The following is a 17155-nucleotide window of genomic DNA, read 5'->3' on the forward strand; positions in this document are numbered from 1 at the left end:
TTTCCAAACTAAAACTGTTGCATCATCATTTAAAAAGAAGGACAAAAAAATGATTAAAGGTTTGATCAAAAATGTTGCCTATCCCCTGATAAAATCTTACCCCGATTTTTTAGTCATTGGAGCGCAAAAAGCCGGAACAACTTCCCTGTATAACTATTTAATTCAGCATCCTCAAGTGATCGGAAATGAATCTTGGAAAGAGATTCGTTATTTTGACTTACAGGAAAATTACAGTCAGGGGTTGGGTTGGTATTTGGGAAATTTTCCCTCGAAACGAGAAAAGGGAGACCGACTCACCTTTGATGCTTCGCCAAGCTATCTCTATTTTGATTATATTCCCGAATTAATTAAAAAGGATTTGGGCAATATTAAAATGATTGCCATCCTCAGAAACCCCGTAGATCGGGCCTATTCTGCTTGGCAAATGTATCATAGCTTTGCCGATAATTCTCACGATCATCTCCGCAATATTGCCGATGAAAGAAGCTTTAAACAAGCCGTAGACGACGAGTTAAACGGTTTATCGGCGAAATATCCTTTCGATTATATTAATCGAGGAAAATATGCTCACCAACTGCAAAACTACTACAAGCATTTTAACAAAGAAAACTTGCTGGTCTTGAACTTTAGTCAGTTTAAAGAAGATGTAGAAACCTTACTCAATAGCACCTGCGACTTTTTGGGGATAGCACGTTTTAGCCCTGAAAAACTGCAAGAATTCAAACAGACAAAATACAATGCAGGAAAATACAAAGTCGAGAAAAGCGAGTCCGATCGGGAGGTCATCGCGCAATTAAAAGAATATTTTGTTCCCTACAACGAAGAACTTTATACTTTGTTGGGACAGCGTTACACCTGGTCATAAATTTCGGATATTCGGCTAATTTTTGCGGCATCTTATCGAGTTGAAAAGCGATAATCATGGTTAAAAAACGTGTTAAGGAGGTGATTTATTCCACTTACCCGATCTGGAAGTCAAAACCCGATTTTATAATTATAGGCGCTCAAAGATCGGGAGTAACTTCACTGTATCGTTACCTGGCTCAACATCCTGAAAGTTTGATTACATGGACATGGAGAGAAACCTATTATTTCGATGTCCATGAAAACTATAACAAAGGTTTGGGCTGGTATCTCAAACATTTTCCCTCCAAACTTCGCAAAGGAAAAAAACTCACCTTTGAAGCCGCACCGAGTTATCTTTATCCTCAATATATTCCTCCAAGAATTCAACAGGATTTAGGTAATATTAAGATGATTGCCATTCTGAGAAACCCCGCCGATCGCGCTTATTCAGCATGGCAAATGTTTCAAGAATATTCTAAAAATCCCGATCCCTATCTAAGAGGAATTGCCGATCAGAGAACCTTTGCAGAAGCGATCGCCCAGGAATTAGACCCCAATTCGACTCCGCCGAAATATCCTTATCAATATATTGAGAAAGGAAAATACGCGAACTACCTAAAAAACTACTACCAATATTTTGACAAACAAAATATTTTAGTCGTCAACTTTGAACAATTTCGCGATCGGTTAAGTGAAGTGTTAGAGAACGTCTGTAATTTTTTAGAAATTCAACCCTTTTCTACCGAACAAATTAAACAGTTAAAAACTCAAAAATATGCGGCGGCTAACTATGTAATAAATCCTGGCGATCCGGAGATTATAGAGCAACTAAAAGCTTATTTTAGTCCTGAAAATCAAAAGTTGTATGAGCTTTTAAATGTTCATTTCGATTGGTGATTCTTAGCAATCAGGAAGTCGAACTATTGTCCGGAATAAAAAAGTTATTGAAATTAAAACTTTAGCCAACAAGAGGAAATTGATTATGCGTCCAATAAACATTGGTTACTATTCGGCCAAAAACTATTTAGATAAAAATACATTTTCGGGAACGCTTTATCATATGCACAGAGCGTTGAGTAATCAGAATGTCAACCTAATTAACTTAGGACATCCCAGCAAACCTTCTCCTTGGAAAAAACCATTAAACTATCTCAAAAAAGCCAAGAAGTTAGTCAACAAAAAAAATGTCGATCCGAATTTAGCCTACGAACAATTTTATCGCTCCGTTAAGAAAACGCTCAATAAAACCCCGTGCGATGTAATTTTTGCTCCAGTTTCATCGAAAGAATTAACTTATTTAGAAACGGATTTACCGATTATCTACTTATCAGACGCCACTCCGAAACTGATCAAACAAACCTACAAAATCTACTCAAATGAAGAAGAATTTTTACGAGCTTCTGAACAGGAAGTCATTGCTTTAAAAAAATCCACCAAACTGATTTACTCCTCACAATGGGCGGCTCATTCAGCAATTAACGATTATGAAGTCGATGCGAACAAAATTGAAATTGTACCTTTCGGCGCCAATGTAGACACAGTTCCCGAGGCGAGTGAAACGCTCAAAAAATGTGAAATCTCCAAATGTAATCTATTATTCATCGGTAAAGACTGGGAAAGAAAGGGAGGAAATATTGCTTATCAAACCCTTCTTTCTTTACTCGAGATGGGAGTAGATGCTGAACTTCTAATGATTGGCTGTGTTCCCCCCTCGGAATTTAAACACGAAAAGCTCAAAATCATTCCTTTTTTAAATAAAAATATTCCCGAAGAACAAGAACAATTCAGTCAATTACTACTCAACTCTCACTTTCTGGTTTTCCCCACCCGTGCGGACTGTTCACCCATTGTAATTTGTGAAGCAAACGCCTACGGTATTCCGGTAATTACCAGCGATGTTGGTGGAATTCCAACCATTCTTCAACAAGGGAAAAACGGTTATATGCTTCCTTTCTCAGCAGGTGGAGAGGAATATGCAAAACAAATTGCAGATCACTTCACCAACAAAGAAACATATAAACAGCTTGTACAATCTTCTCGACAACAATATGATGATCGCCTAAATTGGAACAAATGGGCTGAGTCTATGTACAACATTATGCTCAATATGATTCAGTAAACTCAATAGAATACATCAACTTAGAACCCCGGTTTCTTTGAGGAATTGGGGTTGGAATTGGGTTCAGCTAGCGCTCGCCAAAAACCCGGTTAATTTTAGAATAAACATCCTCTATTTTCTGAAATTGTAGAAGAAACCGGGTTTTTTCATCTAAACATAGATCGCAAAACCCCGATTTCTTTGAGAAACCGGGGTCTTTAATTTTATTCAGCTAGGAATCGCTTAATTATCTCCCACTCAAAAAGCTGAAGTCATCGCTATCTAAACTGAGGGAAGAACTGCTTTGAATAATAGCAATCAGTTCATCAGTACCCTCACCCGTGATGTGATAGAGAGCGGTTACACCTTCAGCAGGTTGAGTCTCAAGGCGATAATTTTGAGGTTGACCAAACAACTGAATCATGTCCTCATCAGGGTTGAAATCCTCAATCAGTGCATAATCATTCAAACCGGGAGTCGCATTATCAACATCATCATAGTAAACCTGACTTTGATCTCCCAAGACAAAAATATCCGCCTCTGTTCCACCGATAAGAGTATCAACTTCGCCGCGACCGACACCGGAAATATCAGGGTCAACACCGATAAGGATATCACGACCGATATCACCGGTGAGCAAGTCATTACCCGCATCACCAACGAGGGTATCATCATCTTGACCCCCGTAGAGAGTATCACTTCCCTCTCCACCTTCTAGGAAATCTTGACCCTGATTACCATTCATCCAGTCGTTACCATCTTCACCGAATAAGTAATCATTACCGATGTCACCAAACATGACATCCTCACCACTATTACCCCGGAGAGTATCTTCGCCTTTTCCACCAAAAAGGCTGTCATTATCCTCACGTCCGTCTAAGAAATCATTACCCTCATTACCAAACAGCCAATCATTACCTTGAACACCAAAAAGGTTATCGTCTCCTGAAAGACCATACAGGGTGTCATTACCCAATCCACCGTTAATGATGTTACTCTCAGCAGTACCCATCAGAGAATCATCTTGATTGGTTCCGCTCAAAATTGATCTTGAGTCTAGAGTAGAAGTCGGAGTCGGTTCAGAATTGGGTTCTTCTCTGGGAATGGGTTCAGAACTGGGTTCTGGTGTTCTCGGAGTCGGTGAGGGTGTCGGTGTAGAAATGGGTTCCGGTTCTCTGACTGTGGAAATGGGTTGACTAACAGGTTCAGGAGCAGCAACAGGTTCCGGTTCAGGAGCAGCAACAGGTTCCGGTTCAGGAGCAGGAGCAGGTTGGGGAGCAGGAGCAGGAGCGGGTTGGGGAGCAGGAGCGGGTTCAGGAACAGGTTCAGGAGTAGGAGTAGGAACAGGTTGCGGTTCCGGTTGGGGAGCCGGTTGGGGAGCAGGAACAGGTTGCGGTTCCGGTTCAGGAGCAGGAGCAGGTTGGGGAGCAGGAGCAGGAGCGGGTTGGGGAGCAGGAGCGGGTTCAGGAACAGGTTCAGGAGTAGGAGTAGGAACAGGTTGCGGTTCCGGTTCAGGAGCCGGTTGGGGAGTAGGAACAGGTTGCGGTTCCGGTTGGGGAGCCGGTTGGGGAGTAGGAACAGGTTGCGGTTCCGGTTCAGGAGTAGGAACAGGTTCAGGAGTAGGAACAGGTTTGGGTTCCGGTTGAGGTTCCGGTTGGGGAGCCGGTTGGGGTTCCGGTTGAGGTTGAGGTTCCGGTTGAGGTTGAGGAGCCGGTTGGGGTTCCGGTTGAGGTTGAGGTTCCGGTTGAGGTTGAGGAGCCGGTTGAGGTTCCGGTTGGGGAGCCGGTTGGGGTTCCGGTTGAGGTTGAGGTTCCGGTTGAGGTTGAGGAGCCGGTTGGGGTTCCGGTTGAGGTTGAGGTTCCGGTTGAGGTTGAGGAGCCGGTTGGGGTTCCGGTTGAGGTTGGGGTTCCGGTTGAGGTTGAGGTTCCGGTTGGGGTTCCGGTTGGGGTTCCGGTTGAGGTTGGGGTTCCGGTTGAGGTTCGGGTTGAGGTTCCGGTTGAGGTTCGGGTTGAGGTTCCGGTTGAGGTTCGGGTTGAGGTTCGGGTTGAGGTTCCGGTTGAGGTTCCGGTTGAGGTTCCGGTTGAGGTTGCGGTTCCGGTGTGGGAGGCGCTGCTACACTAATACTAACGGTGGCAACATTAGAACTATCTTTCCCATCGTTGGCGGTATAACTGAAGCTGTCGGTTCCGCTAAAACCCGCGTTGGGAGTGTAAGTAAATGAACCGTCCGCCAAAAGTTCCAGGGTGCCGTTTTGTGGTAGAGTGACCAAGCTGGCGGTTAAATTATTCCCATCGGTGTCGGTATCCCCGTTGAGAACACCCGAAGCCGCATTAACAAAGATGGACGATTCAAAATTGGTGGCGTAATTATCGTCATCGGCGACGGGAACAGTGTTGGGAGGCGCTTCTACATTAATGCTAACGGTGGCAACATTAGAACTATCTTTCCCATCGTTGGCGGTATAACTGAAGCTGTCGGTTCCGCTAAAACCCCCGTTGGGAGTGTAGGTAAACGAACCGTCCGCCAAAAATTCCAGGATACCGTTTTGCGGTTGAGTGACCAAGCTGGCGGTTAAATTATCTCCATCGGCGTCGCTATCCCCGTTGAGAACTCCCAAATCGGCATTAACAACCACACTAGATTGAAAACCTGTGTTGTAGCTGTCATTGTCGGCTACTGGGACTGTATTTGGAGGCGCTTCTACATTAATACTAACGGTGGCAACATTAGAACTATCTTCCCCATCGTTGGCGGTATAACTGAAGCTGTCGGTTCCGCTAAAACCCCCGTTGGGAGTGTAGGTAAACGAACCGTCCGCCAAAAATTCCAGAGTACCGTTTTGCGGTTGAGTGACCAAGCTGGCGGTTAAATTATCCCCGTCGGCGTCGGTATCCCCATCGAGAACCCCCAAATCGGCATTAACAACCACACTAGATTGAAAACCGGTATTGTAGCTGTCGTTGTCCGCGACGGGAGGCGTATTTTGAGGGGGAGGTTCTGGCGTTCCAGAATCGAGGGTAATCACCCGCAGAGGGTCAACAGCAGATTGACTGGTAAACGTAACCTCTAAGATGTTATTATTCTCTCCCAGGATTCTGACGGTATCTTGATCGTCTCCAAACTCTGGCCCTTCTAAAGTATTTCCATCTTGTATTACTCTAGCCCGATAACCAACGAGTTGATCATTACCGTTGACAGTTTGTTGGGTGCCGGCATTACCAAACAACTCATCATCAGCCATGAAGCCAATAATTGGGCCGTCAAACTCGAAGGTGGCGGTAAATGTTCTCCGTTGTGATGTTTCTGCATTTTTGAGATAGATGAAATGACTGTCAACAACAGTACCCGCCTCAATTGTTCCTAAATTATTAAGGTCTTCCCAATCTTGGGGATTACTAATTTTAATATCTTCGGAGAGGATGACATTTTGAGCTTCATTAAAAAATAGTAAGTTATTAGCTGACGAAGTAGCCCACCAGCTTGAATACTCAAAGGCTTCATTGCCTGTGGCATCGTCCAACCAAAATTCAGTAATATCAATTTCTTGTGCTTGCCCAGAAATACGAGTAATTGTCATGGTCTCTTAATTCCTCAAATTTAACAGATATGCTTCAAGACTTCAGCCCTAAAGTTTTTTGCCCGATTTAAATCAATTTTTTTGTGCTTTTTTTCGATAAAAACCCTCTATTAATTCTCTTAAGAAAAGATAGAAATAATGATTCTTTTCAATTAAAAACTCAAAAAAATAAGCAAAAAACATCCCCATAAAGTTGTTTTTTTCGGAATAAAACCACAGACTTTATTGATTTAAAACAGTTTTTTACCCCGATTTTATGAATGGCAAAGCATAGAAAATCAGAACGTCAACTTTAGTGACGCTTTACCCCAGCGCAAAATTAATAAAAAACGTTTGACCTGTTGGCCAGTTAATGGCTCTTTTAGACTAACATTTACTTTCCGTAAAAATACAGGTGATTATGTAAAATGTTTTGATAAACTTTGTAATTTTTCTGTAAAGATACTGAGATATGTTCCCCGGAGACATCAAAAAAGCGACAGAGTTAGTCACTTTGTCCGGGCTGGTATTGACCGGTGTACTAACATCTGTCGCTCGTGAAGTACCCAACGCCAACATTTCATTTATGGCGTGGGCTTCCTGCTTCACCCGCCATCGCCTTTTTGTACCAAGTACAAATTGATCTTACACAGCGTCCACAGGCAGACGCCCGTCTTCCACAGGCTAATTTTAGACGCTTTGTTTTCGCGTGTTGTTGGTGTTCCAACAGACTCGATTCATCTTACCACAAATCTTGACTGCGCTTTCATCCCAACACCAACACTTCGTTTTTTGGAGTGGGACTTCCCGCGCAGCGAGTTAACGGTAAAATCCCCTATGGGTCGCGATCGCTTAATTGCACACTCAACTAAGCCTTAACAACCGGTTGATTGGTTCGCAAAGCCAGGGGTTTGCCCTCCATATGTTCGGGAATCGGGGCGCCGATCAAATCTAAAATCGAAGGAGCCAAATCGAGAACATGACCCTCAGACAAAGTAGATCCGGGCGCAATATCGGGGCCTTTAGCGAGAATAAATCCTTCGGAGCGGTGGCTGGCGGCGCGATAGGGAGGCAACGGGCCAAAACGTCCGAATTCAGGACTTTCCACTACATCCGTCGCATATTCTTCCTGCCAAACCACAATCAAATCGGGATCGGGTAATTTCGGATCGCGATCTTCGGCATTTTTGCGGGTGCGAACAATATGACTGACCATCGGAATACCCTTGCGGGCATCTTTGAGGGCGTAAAGCTTCTCACAGAGGTCATCACAAACGGCATCGTACTCAGAAGGATCGACAATTCCGTTGGGTTCGCGACCTTTGAGGTTAATCCGCACGTAACCCTCGGCAAAACTGGGAACCGCAAAAGCTTTCATCTTCGGCCAAAGGGGTTTGTACCACTGAGCCGGGTTCCAAGGCACAACCGTTTCACCCTGGCGCTTGAGTTGGAACGGAGAAATTAAATCGTACTCGCCCCGAGCATCAATATAGCGTTCTATCAGTTTAAAAATCCGAGTGGGAGTTTCTCGTCTGAGGAACCGTCGAATCGGGTTCGGATCGTACTTTTCACCCCACAGATGGCGCTCCCAATAGTTCCACTTCATCTTGGTAATGGGGGGCGGTAACGGTTGGGTGGTTTTGCCATCGCCAATCCCAAATTTTCCGGGGAAACTGTAGCGATAGAGAAACTCCGGTAAGAAAATAAAGCTCGGTAAGTCAATGGTTGCGGCTCCGGTACCGTGATCGGAGAACAGAACCACATGAGCATTTTCTGGAGCTTTGCTTAAAATCTCACCAATGGCTTTATCCATCGCTTGGTAAACCGCGAGCAGGGGGTCGTGGTCTACTTGGGGTCGCAGTTTTTCGTAGAGGGGATGATCCGGTTGGCTGAGGTGCCAGAACACGTGGCCGCCGCCATGAGATTCGCTGAATACCGTTAAGAATAAATCCCAGGGCTGACGTTGCATCAAATCTTGACAAATCGCCGCACGACGCTGAATCCCGGTGACAAACCGCTCCTCAAGCTTCATGGTGGTTTTCACATCCAAGCAAACCGCATAATCGTTATGCAGACCCGGATGGGGGCCGTGTTTGTCAATGATTTCTTGGTATAAGGATTCCGGTATTGAACTGCTCGGAATTTGGGGGGAGTGGGCGCCCCAAGCCCCGATTTGCAGGCCGTTGGTTTGAGGGTTCAGTCGCAGTTGGGGAACGTCAAAGGTGATGACTCGATAATCTTCTCCCAAAGCGGTGAAGGGCTTGTATTCTTTGTAGTCGTAAGCCGCGCGAGTTTCGGTTTCGTAAGTGCCTTCACGGAACCCCATCGCCGCCCAATACCCGGTTTTTTGCGGCCGGCAACCGGTGGAAAAGGTTGTCCAGGCGGTTTCGACGTTGGAGTCTTTGAAGTTCTTTAAACGGCTATAAATGCCTTGTTCGCGTAAACGGCTTAAATTTTTTAAATATCCCTTAGACATCCACTCTTCGAGTAGGGGGGGTTGAGCGGCATCTAATCCAATTGCAATAACAGGATTTCTGGGGTTTTGCATAAAATCAGCCTCGGTTGATTCAATATCGCGCTTTTGTGTACAAGCTTAACCGTAATTTTTCAGCTAAGTCTTGAATTTTCGACAATTCAAGTCTAGTCTACCTGTTTTGTCTGTTTGACAGGATTAATTTTTCAAGACTTGGCTTCACTCTTTACAAAGTCTTGATTGAGTTAACCAGATGGAGAATTAAAACTTCTAAAAAACGTTTTCGGTCCAACCGGAATTCAACTCGCGATCGCTGACGTTTTACTTCGCGGTTTGGTTTGATTTCAAGACCTAATCACTGTTTTCGAGATCGATCAATCAACTCAATCTCTTTACGGGGTTAGCCAGTAAACGCTTCTGCATTTACATGACTTTAATGGTGAGTGTGTCTTTTGATAAGATGCACTCGCTTATTATACTCTACTTTTGTTGTCAACGTCCAGCAACGACTGACCCAACTTGACGGATCTTTAGATCGTCCCCGACCCGAAAGAATAGGCGTTGAAATGGATTACTAAAAATTTCTTGAACTTTTCAGAGAGTATGCTAACCTAATAATGAATAGTGCAACCTGTTAACTCCTCAAAGTCATTAATAATTAGTGAATAGACTGAATCAAGTTGGACTAATTGCGATCGGACGCAATGAAGGCGAACGCTTGCGTCGATGTCTACTTTCAGTGTTCGAGAAAGTAGAGTGTATTGTTTACGTTGATTCCGGCTCGACCGATGGTAGCGTAGAAATGGCGCGATCGCTAGGAGTTGAAGCCATCGAACTGGATCTATCCATTCCCTTTACCGCCGCCCGCGCCCGCAATGCAGGGTTTAAACACCTCCGACAAACTCACCCCCAAATCGAATTTGTGCAATTTGTCGATGGTGACTGCGAAGTGGTCGAGGGGTGGTTGGAAAAAGCGATCCAACAATTAACAGATCAACCGGACGTTGGGGTGGTTTGTGGACGGAGGCGAGAACGGTTTCCCGAATCGACCGTTTATAATAAACTGTGTGATATCGAGTGGAATACTCCCGTCGGGGAAGCCGACGCCTGCGGTGGGGACTCGATGATGCGAGTTGAAGCCTTTGAACAAGCGGGGGGATTCAACGATTTGATTATCGCCGGCGAAGAACCGGAACTCTGTGTGCGGTTACGTCAACAGGGATGGAAAATTCTCCGCCTCGATGCCGAAATGACCCTACACGACGCTCAGATGACCCGTTGGAACCAGTGGTGGAAACGGATGTTGAGATCGGGTCACGCTTACGCAGAAGGCGCTTGGTTGCACGGAAAATCTCCCCAGCGCCATTGGGTCAAAGAAACCAAAAGTATTTGGCTGTGGGGATTGTTTATTCCGTTGTTGGCCCTAACTCTGGCTTTTCCGACCCATGAATTAAGTTTGTTGCTGTTACTGGGTTATCCCTATTTGACTTATCGAATTTATGGTTATTATACCCAACAACGGGGTTATTCGACCGGGGACTCCGCACTGTATGCCTTCTCCTGCGTCCTGGGTAAATTTCCCCAACTTCAAGGTCAAATTCAATTTCATTTGAATCGGTTACTGGGTCGGCGACGAAGCTTGGTAGAATACAAAACATAGCTCAAACTCAAGGGTACATCTATCCCTGAAGACTTCCCCGATTTTTCAGCCAACCGATCCCATTCAACCCCCCTAAATTGATAAAATAGAGTATGGAAAACTCTTTAGAATCTCCGAAAACCCCCCAAAAAATTAAACCGAAAATTTCGGCAACAGAACCCGACTGGAATCGCGAAAAATTGGAGCGTTGGTGGTCTCCGGGCCGACAACTTCTCAAGTCAATTCGTCAATACCAAAAATGGCAAAAACGGGGCGGAATGTTGGGTAAATTGTTTCAAAAAATACACACCCTAGAGCATCGATTTTGGAGTGTGGCATCCGGCGCCGATATTCCCTTAAACTGTCAACTGGGGGGCGGGTTAGTGTTAACTCATCCCAATGGAATTGTCATTCATCCTCAAGCGGTAATCGGTCCCAACTGTCTGATTTTACAACAGGTCACGATTACCCGAGATGTGCAAATTGGCGGTCACGTTGACATCGGAGCGGGAGCTAAAATTCTTAAGAAAGCTAAGATTGGCGCTCATGCTAAAATAGGAGCAAACGCCGTTGTCATCTGCGATATTCCCCCCGGAGCCACAGCAGTGGGTATCCCGGCTCGGATTATTCAACCCAAACATCTTGACAGCCAAGAAGATTCCCGAGAAACAATAGAAGAATCTTCCGATTTCGATTGAGTAGAAGCACCCCTAAAATCATCAATCGAAAGTGAGAAATGGGTTAAATTCACAATCCAAATTTTCGCTTTCGGTTGGGTAAAATCGTCCGCCAGTTGGTTTTAGCCTGAGCAAGTTGCTGTTCAGAAACTAAAGCATGGGTTAAATTCGCCCCGCACAAATTGGCGCCCCGCAGGTTGGCATAACTGAGGTTCGCGTAGGTGAGATTGGCACCTCGCAAATCGGCATTTTCTAAATTAGCATAACTCAAGCGAGCATGGATTAAATTAGAATCCTTTAAAATAGCATGGGTCAAGGTCGCTTTACAAAAATCAACCCGAGACAAATCAGCGCCTTGAAAATTGGTTTGTTGTAAGCGAGATTCCGAAAAATAAGAACCTGACAACTTTTCATTTCGCAAGTCCAAACCCTGAAGATTGCAATCGGTAAAATAGCGATCGCCTCGCAGGTAAGCATCATGTAAACTGTCTTCATCCCAACGATCAGAATTCGATCTCAGTTGGGAATTACTGGCACTAAATACAGTGGTGACATTGGGAGCGCCTTGAGTGGCACTTAAACCGCCATCTAAAGAGGTCAAATTGTCTCCCAACGGGGTGTACTTTTTCTTCTGACGGCGTGCATTTCGCTCTCGAATTTGTTGAGCCTGAGCCGCAAAAGGTCGTAAAGCCGTTGTCTCCTCGTCATTATAAACGGTGACATCATTATTATGATTTTCCAGTGGAGCGTAATCCCTCTGAGGGCGGAGATTTTGTTGTCTAAACCCGGTCGTCTGTCGATCATCATAAACGGTGGTTTGATCGCTTTCAACCGCAGTGGGCGCATCTGAAACCCCAGACATCGGTTGAACCGAAAGTCCCGCAGAAAGATCGCCGTACAACTCGGTTTCGTGATCCAACGCCCCCAAAACTTCTTGGGCCGACTGAAAACGTTGATAAACCGACATTTCCAACATTTTCTGCAAAATCGCCGCAAAAGAATCGCTCACCGAAACCAGCGCGCGCCACAACACTTCCCCGGTCATGGGATTATGATCTAAAGAATTGGGAGATTTTCCGGTCATCAAATAAACACAAGTCATCCCCACCGCATAAATATCGCTGGCATAAACGGGCCGCAGCGCCATCTGTTCGGGGGGAGCAAAACCCGAAGTTCCGATGGCAAAATTGGTAAACGCCGTCTGTCCCGTTCCAAATTCTGTGACTTGTTTGACTTCATCTTTAACCGCTCCAAAATCAATCAAAACCAACCGTTGATCTTGAACACGTCTGAGAATATTAGCAGGTTTAATATCCCGGTGAATCACTTCCTGGGAATGAATATAATCCAGCAGGGGCAGAATTTCCCGTAAAAACTGTTTAATCTCTTGCTCTGTATATAAACCCGATTCCTGAACTTCTTCTTTTAAATTACAACCTTCGACGTATTCCTGAACTAAATAAAATTGCTGTTTTCCTGAAAAATAATCGAGCAGTCGGGGAATTTGAGGATGATCGCCAATTTTCCCCAATGTTTTCGCTTCCCGTTGAAAAAGCTGGCGAGCCATTTCCAAAACTCGGGATGATTTAGCCGCAGGACGAAGTTGCTTAACCACACATTTCGGACGACCCGGTAAAGACAGATCCTCTGCTAAGAACGTAGCACCAAACCCACCTTTACCCAGAGGCTTCATCACTCGATAGCGATTTCGCAACACCAACTTTGACCGACACGTTTGACATTGGGAGGCATCCTCTGGGTTTTCAGGATGGGAACAAGCTGGATTGATACAGTAACTCATAGTCTTCGAGAATGCTTCAACTTAAAGTTTAGCGGAGACAGACAATACAGCCCTTGAGCCGAAATCCTTCGGATGGTCGAGAAACCGATCGTAAGCGACATTAGGTTGAACTTAGCCTGCGGGTATTGTAACAGCCAGCAGATGCACAGATCTTGTGTCAGTAGATAGTTTCCCCTATTTCTATTATTCACCATAGAAATAAGAAATTCCGCAAAACTTAACACATTGGCCAAAACAATCAAGGGGTGCGTTCGGCTCCCTCTTTAGTTGATCTTGATCAAGCCAGAAGACCCACGCCATAAGGCAATTGGCTTCGGCGCGGGAATCGCGACCCCAATCAACAACTTACAAATTTTGTGGTAAGCTGTAAAACATGGTTGAAAAAGCTCTCAAATTTAGGTTCTACCCAACTCCAGAACAGGAAAACCTGTTGAGGAGAACATTGGGATGCGTCCGCCTGGTGTACAACAAAGCACTGGCGGCGCGAACCGAGGCGTGGTATGAACGTTTTGAACGAGTAGGGTATTCTCAAACGTCGTCAATGCTGACGAAGTGGAAAAAAGAGGAAGAATTAGACTTTTTAAATGAGGTCAGTAGTGTTCCACTTCAGCAGAGTTTAAGGCACTTGCAAACTGCATTTACTAACTTTTTTGCGGGTCGAGCCAAATATCCGAACTTTAAGAAAAAACGCAACGGTGGCAGTGCCGAATTCAGCAAATCAGCTTTTAAATGGAGAGATGGTCAAATCTATATTGCCAAATGCTTTGAACCTCTACCAATTCGATGGAGTCGTCAACTGCCAAAGGGGTGTAATCCTTCCACGATCACAGTCAAGCTAGACCCGAGCGGTAGATGGTTTGTATCTCTAAGGATTAACGACCCAACAGACCATAAACTTAAACCAATCGGCAGAAAGGTTGGAATAGATCTCGGCATCAGCAGTCTGTTCACCACGTCCGATGGGGTTAAGATTTCTAATCCCAAACACTTTGATAAGCTATACAAAAAACTCCGACTTGCTCAAAAGTCTTTAAGCCGGAAAATCAAAGGCTCAAAGAATAGGGAGAAAGCCCGAGTCAAAGTAGCTCGAATTCATGTAAAAATAGCTGATGCTCGTCGTGACCATACTCACAAGCTGACAACTCAACTGATTCGTGAAAATCAAACAATTGTAGTTGAGGACTTGGCTGTTAAGAACATGGTCAAAAATCCCAAATTAGCCAGAGCAATCAGCGATGCCAATTGGAGGGAACTCATCCGACAACTCACTTACAAAGCTGAGTGGTACGGACGGGAATTAATCAAGATAGATAGATGGTTTCCCAGTTCAAAGCGATGTTCTAATTGTGGCTATATTGTGGACAACATGGCGTTGAATATTCGGGAGTGGGATTGCCCTCAGTGTAATTCTCACCACGACCGAGATATCAACGCTTCAATTAATATTTTGGCCGCCGGACAGGCGGTGTCAGCCTGTGGAGCGACCGTAAGAGCCGAACAGAGTAAATCTGTTAAGCCAGGTGCGAAATCCTCTTCAAGTAAGAGAAAGAAACAGGAACCCAAATAGTGATGTTTGGGAATCCCACGTCAAAAACGAATGTGTTGGTGTTGGGAGGAGGTGCGCGACCTGAACTGGTCATGTGGAATGGGACACCGAGTCCCCTGGAGATTTTCACCTCCAGCCCTCATAGAAAAGACTCTCTGAGTCCGGCTACTTCCAAAGTAAGTAATGAAATGGAAGGAATGCAAGCCCTAAAAGAAGCCGAAACTGCTAGGGATTAAGCGGTAAGGAGCGAGAAGGAAAGAGATGGAAGGATGAACAAGGTCTAAGTTGCTGATTAAACTGCGTAACCCGACAAACAGCCAAATTATCCCTGATAGGCTGTGACCAAAAGGTAAGTAGGTAGGCTCCGTAACTACATCCTTTACGAAGCGTGAAAACAAAACCCCTACCGCAGAAGAGGCAACCATCCTAACCAACTTGTAAACTCCAGATGACACAACAGGGTAAACCCTACAGAGTCTCACAGACAGGTCGAGTCAGCGAGTAAGTCTGAGGCAACAAAGACCGAACCCTCTGGAGGGCAGAAGATGAGAGAGAAAGCGAATGCTGTCTTGTAATGAGGCAGATAAGGGTTCAAACTTTGCCCTTGAGCGAAAGCAATAGCAGACTTCTCTTGGGTCTTATACGGACGAAACAATGATACAGAAACCAAACGGAAACATAAGTTAGATGTCAAGTGCAAATTTGATAAATGGAGTGGAAGAACAATTAACGGACTGGTCACAGGTTAACTGGAAAAAAGCCCGTAAAATTGTTAGGAATCTACGTCAAAGAATCTTCCGTGCCAGACAACTTGGTCAATGGAAGCAACTTAGAAGGTTGCAGAAATTGTTAATCAAAAGCCGAGCTAACCTATTGCTTAGTGTTAGACAAATCACTCAGGTTAATACCGGAAAGCAAACCGCAGGAATAGATAAGGAGGTAATTAACACCCCTGCACAGCGAGTGAAACTTGTTAACGACTGGGAGATGCCAAAAGCACAACCCACAAAACGGGTATACATACCAAAATCCAACGGCAAGAAACGTCCTCTCGGAATCCCAACCGTCAGAGATAGAGTCGCACAAGCAATAGTCAAAAACGCACTAGAGTCAGAATGGGAATCCCAGTTTGAAGCCAATTCCTATGGTTTCCGACCGGGAAGAAGTTGTCACGATGCCATAGAACAATGCTTCATAAGGTTAAGACCGAGTGGAGATTCGAGGCAAAAAGACACTTGGGTTCTAGACGCTGATATTAAAGGCTTCTTTGATAACGTTGCCCATGAATCCATACTCGAAAGAATTGATTCATTTCCATATAGCGAATTAATTAGAGGATGGTTAAAAGCAGGATTTATCGATAAGGGTAAATTAAACCCAATCGAGACAGGCACTCCTCAAGGCGGTGTCGTAAGCCCATTACTCGCAAATATTGGGCTGCACGGGTTAGAAGAACACATTAAAATAATCAACCCAAAGCTAGGCATCATTCGTTACGCAGACGACTTTATAGTTACTGCGAAAGACAAGGAATCTTTGGAACAAGTGCTTATCCTGATAAAGCAATGGTTGTCAAATAGAGGTTTGGAAATCAGCGAGGAGAAGACAAGGATAGTAAATATAAATGAAGGATTTGACTTCCTGGGGTTCAATTTACGCCATTACAATGGTAAACTACTCATAAAGCCCCAAAAAGAAAAAGTCTTAGCTTTCTGCAAGAAGATAGGTAAAACACTAGCTCAAATGAAAGCAAGGACACAAGAAGAAGTCATCAAAACCCTCAATCCACTTCTCAGAGGTTTTGCTAATTACTACAGAGGAGCAGTTAGTAAAAAAACCTTCGGATACATCCGTAATCGGGTGAGATTATACCTCTTTAGTTGGGCTAAACATCGGCATCCCAACAAATCAAAAACATGGGTGATGAACCGCTACTTCGGTAGCTTCAGAAAGGATAATTGGACGTTCATGTGTAAAGGGACTGGTAGAAAAGGAAAAGAACAGTTATATGTTCTTTATGACATCAGTAGTACACCCATCGTAAGACACGTAAAAGTCAAAGGGAATTCAAGCCCTGATGACCCTTCACTCCGAGAATATTGGGAAAAACGAAGCACAAAAATCGGAAAAAACTATTGGGCAAGAGGTTCCAAATACGAACAAGTTGCCAAGCTCCAGAACTGGAAATGTCCGGTATGTGGTGATAACCTATTCAACGGAGAATTAATAGAAACCCATCACATAGTACCTGTTGCAAAAGGTGGCTCTGATGACCCAGAAAACCTAATGCACCTACACAAAACGTGTCACAAACAGGTACACTCCAAACCCAAGTTGAAAAGCTTGAAGTAAGGCTTGAGCCGTGTGATTGGAAACAGTCACGCACGGTTCTTAGGGGAGGGGAGACCCGCGAGGGTCGAACCTTACCCGATCAAGATGAGAACTGGACAATCCAACCCCCTAAACTGAAGCTAAACACCGATGCTAGACCACTTCATGGGTCTTTCAAATCTGGGCCT

11 protein-coding genes are annotated in these 17155 nt (G+C 44.7%); 8 read left to right on the forward strand and 3 right to left on the reverse strand.

Annotated features, from left to right (window positions below; translation table 11 throughout):
* Positions 1-49 precede the first annotated feature (49 nt).
* From ACL6C3_RS11315 to ACL6C3_RS11325, 3 genes are all read left to right on the forward strand, one after another.
* Positions 50-865: a sulfotransferase domain-containing protein gene (locus ACL6C3_RS11315; protein ID WP_413167272.1), complete on the forward strand. Its 816-nt coding sequence runs from the start codon at positions 50-52 to the stop codon at positions 863-865.
* Between the two features lie 56 nt (positions 866-921).
* Positions 922-1743 carry a sulfotransferase domain-containing protein gene (locus ACL6C3_RS11320; RefSeq protein ID WP_413167273.1) on the forward strand — a complete coding sequence of 274 codons (822 nt, stop codon included), beginning with the start codon at positions 922-924 and terminating at the stop codon, positions 1741-1743.
* Positions 1744-1828: 85 nt separating this feature from the next.
* Positions 1829-2965: a glycosyltransferase family 4 protein gene (locus ACL6C3_RS11325; RefSeq protein ID WP_413167274.1), complete on the forward strand. Its 1137-nt coding sequence runs from the start codon at positions 1829-1831 to the stop codon at positions 2963-2965.
* Between the two features lie 226 nt (positions 2966-3191).
* Here the strand turns inward: ACL6C3_RS11325 and ACL6C3_RS11330 are convergent, their stop codons facing one another.
* The gene (locus ACL6C3_RS11330) at positions 3192-6521 is read right to left on the reverse strand and encodes an Ig-like domain-containing protein (protein WP_413167275.1); all 3330 of its coding nucleotides are present in this window, start codon (positions 6519-6521) and stop codon (positions 3192-3194) included.
* An 847-nt stretch (positions 6522-7368) separates the two neighbouring features.
* Positions 7369-9048: an alkaline phosphatase family protein gene (locus ACL6C3_RS11335; RefSeq protein WP_413167276.1), complete on the reverse strand. Its 1680-nt coding sequence runs from the start codon at positions 9046-9048 to the stop codon at positions 7369-7371.
* A 595-nt stretch (positions 9049-9643) separates the two neighbouring features.
* Between ACL6C3_RS11335 and ACL6C3_RS11340 the strand changes: the two genes are divergently transcribed.
* Both ACL6C3_RS11340 and ACL6C3_RS11345 read left to right on the forward strand, forming a co-directional pair.
* The gene (locus ACL6C3_RS11340) at positions 9644-10633 is read left to right on the forward strand and encodes a glycosyltransferase (protein ID WP_413168298.1); all 990 of its coding nucleotides are present in this window, start codon (positions 9644-9646) and stop codon (positions 10631-10633) included.
* Positions 10634-10725: 92 nt separating this feature from the next.
* Positions 10726-11310, forward strand: a complete 585-nt coding sequence (locus tag ACL6C3_RS11345; protein ID WP_413167277.1) for a serine acetyltransferase — start codon at positions 10726-10728, stop codon at positions 11308-11310.
* Between the two features lie 49 nt (positions 11311-11359).
* Here the strand turns inward: ACL6C3_RS11345 and ACL6C3_RS11350 are convergent, their stop codons facing one another.
* Positions 11360-13090, reverse strand: a complete 1731-nt coding sequence (locus tag ACL6C3_RS11350; protein ID WP_413167278.1) for a protein kinase domain-containing protein — start codon at positions 13088-13090, stop codon at positions 11360-11362.
* Between the two features lie 373 nt (positions 13091-13463).
* Between ACL6C3_RS11350 and ACL6C3_RS11355 the strand changes: the two genes are divergently transcribed.
* From ACL6C3_RS11355 to ltrA, 3 genes are all read left to right on the forward strand, one after another.
* Positions 13464-14657 carry an RNA-guided endonuclease InsQ/TnpB family protein gene (locus tag ACL6C3_RS11355; protein WP_413167279.1) on the forward strand — a complete coding sequence of 398 codons (1194 nt, stop codon included), beginning with the start codon at positions 13464-13466 and terminating at the stop codon, positions 14655-14657.
* A 2-nt stretch (positions 14658-14659) separates the two neighbouring features.
* Positions 14660-14872, forward strand: a complete 213-nt coding sequence (locus tag ACL6C3_RS11360) for a hypothetical protein (protein ID WP_413167280.1) — start codon at positions 14660-14662, stop codon at positions 14870-14872.
* Positions 14873-15323: 451 nt separating this feature from the next.
* A complete protein-coding gene (gene ltrA, locus ACL6C3_RS11365) occupies positions 15324-16988 on the forward strand; it encodes a group II intron reverse transcriptase/maturase (RefSeq protein WP_413167281.1) in 1665 nt (554 codons plus the stop codon).
* The last annotated feature ends 167 nt before the right edge of the window (positions 16989-17155 follow it).

The organism is Capilliphycus salinus ALCB114379 (assembly GCF_047276495.1).
Taxonomy (GTDB): domain Bacteria; phylum Cyanobacteriota; class Cyanobacteriia; order Cyanobacteriales; family Microcoleaceae; genus Capilliphycus; species Capilliphycus salinus.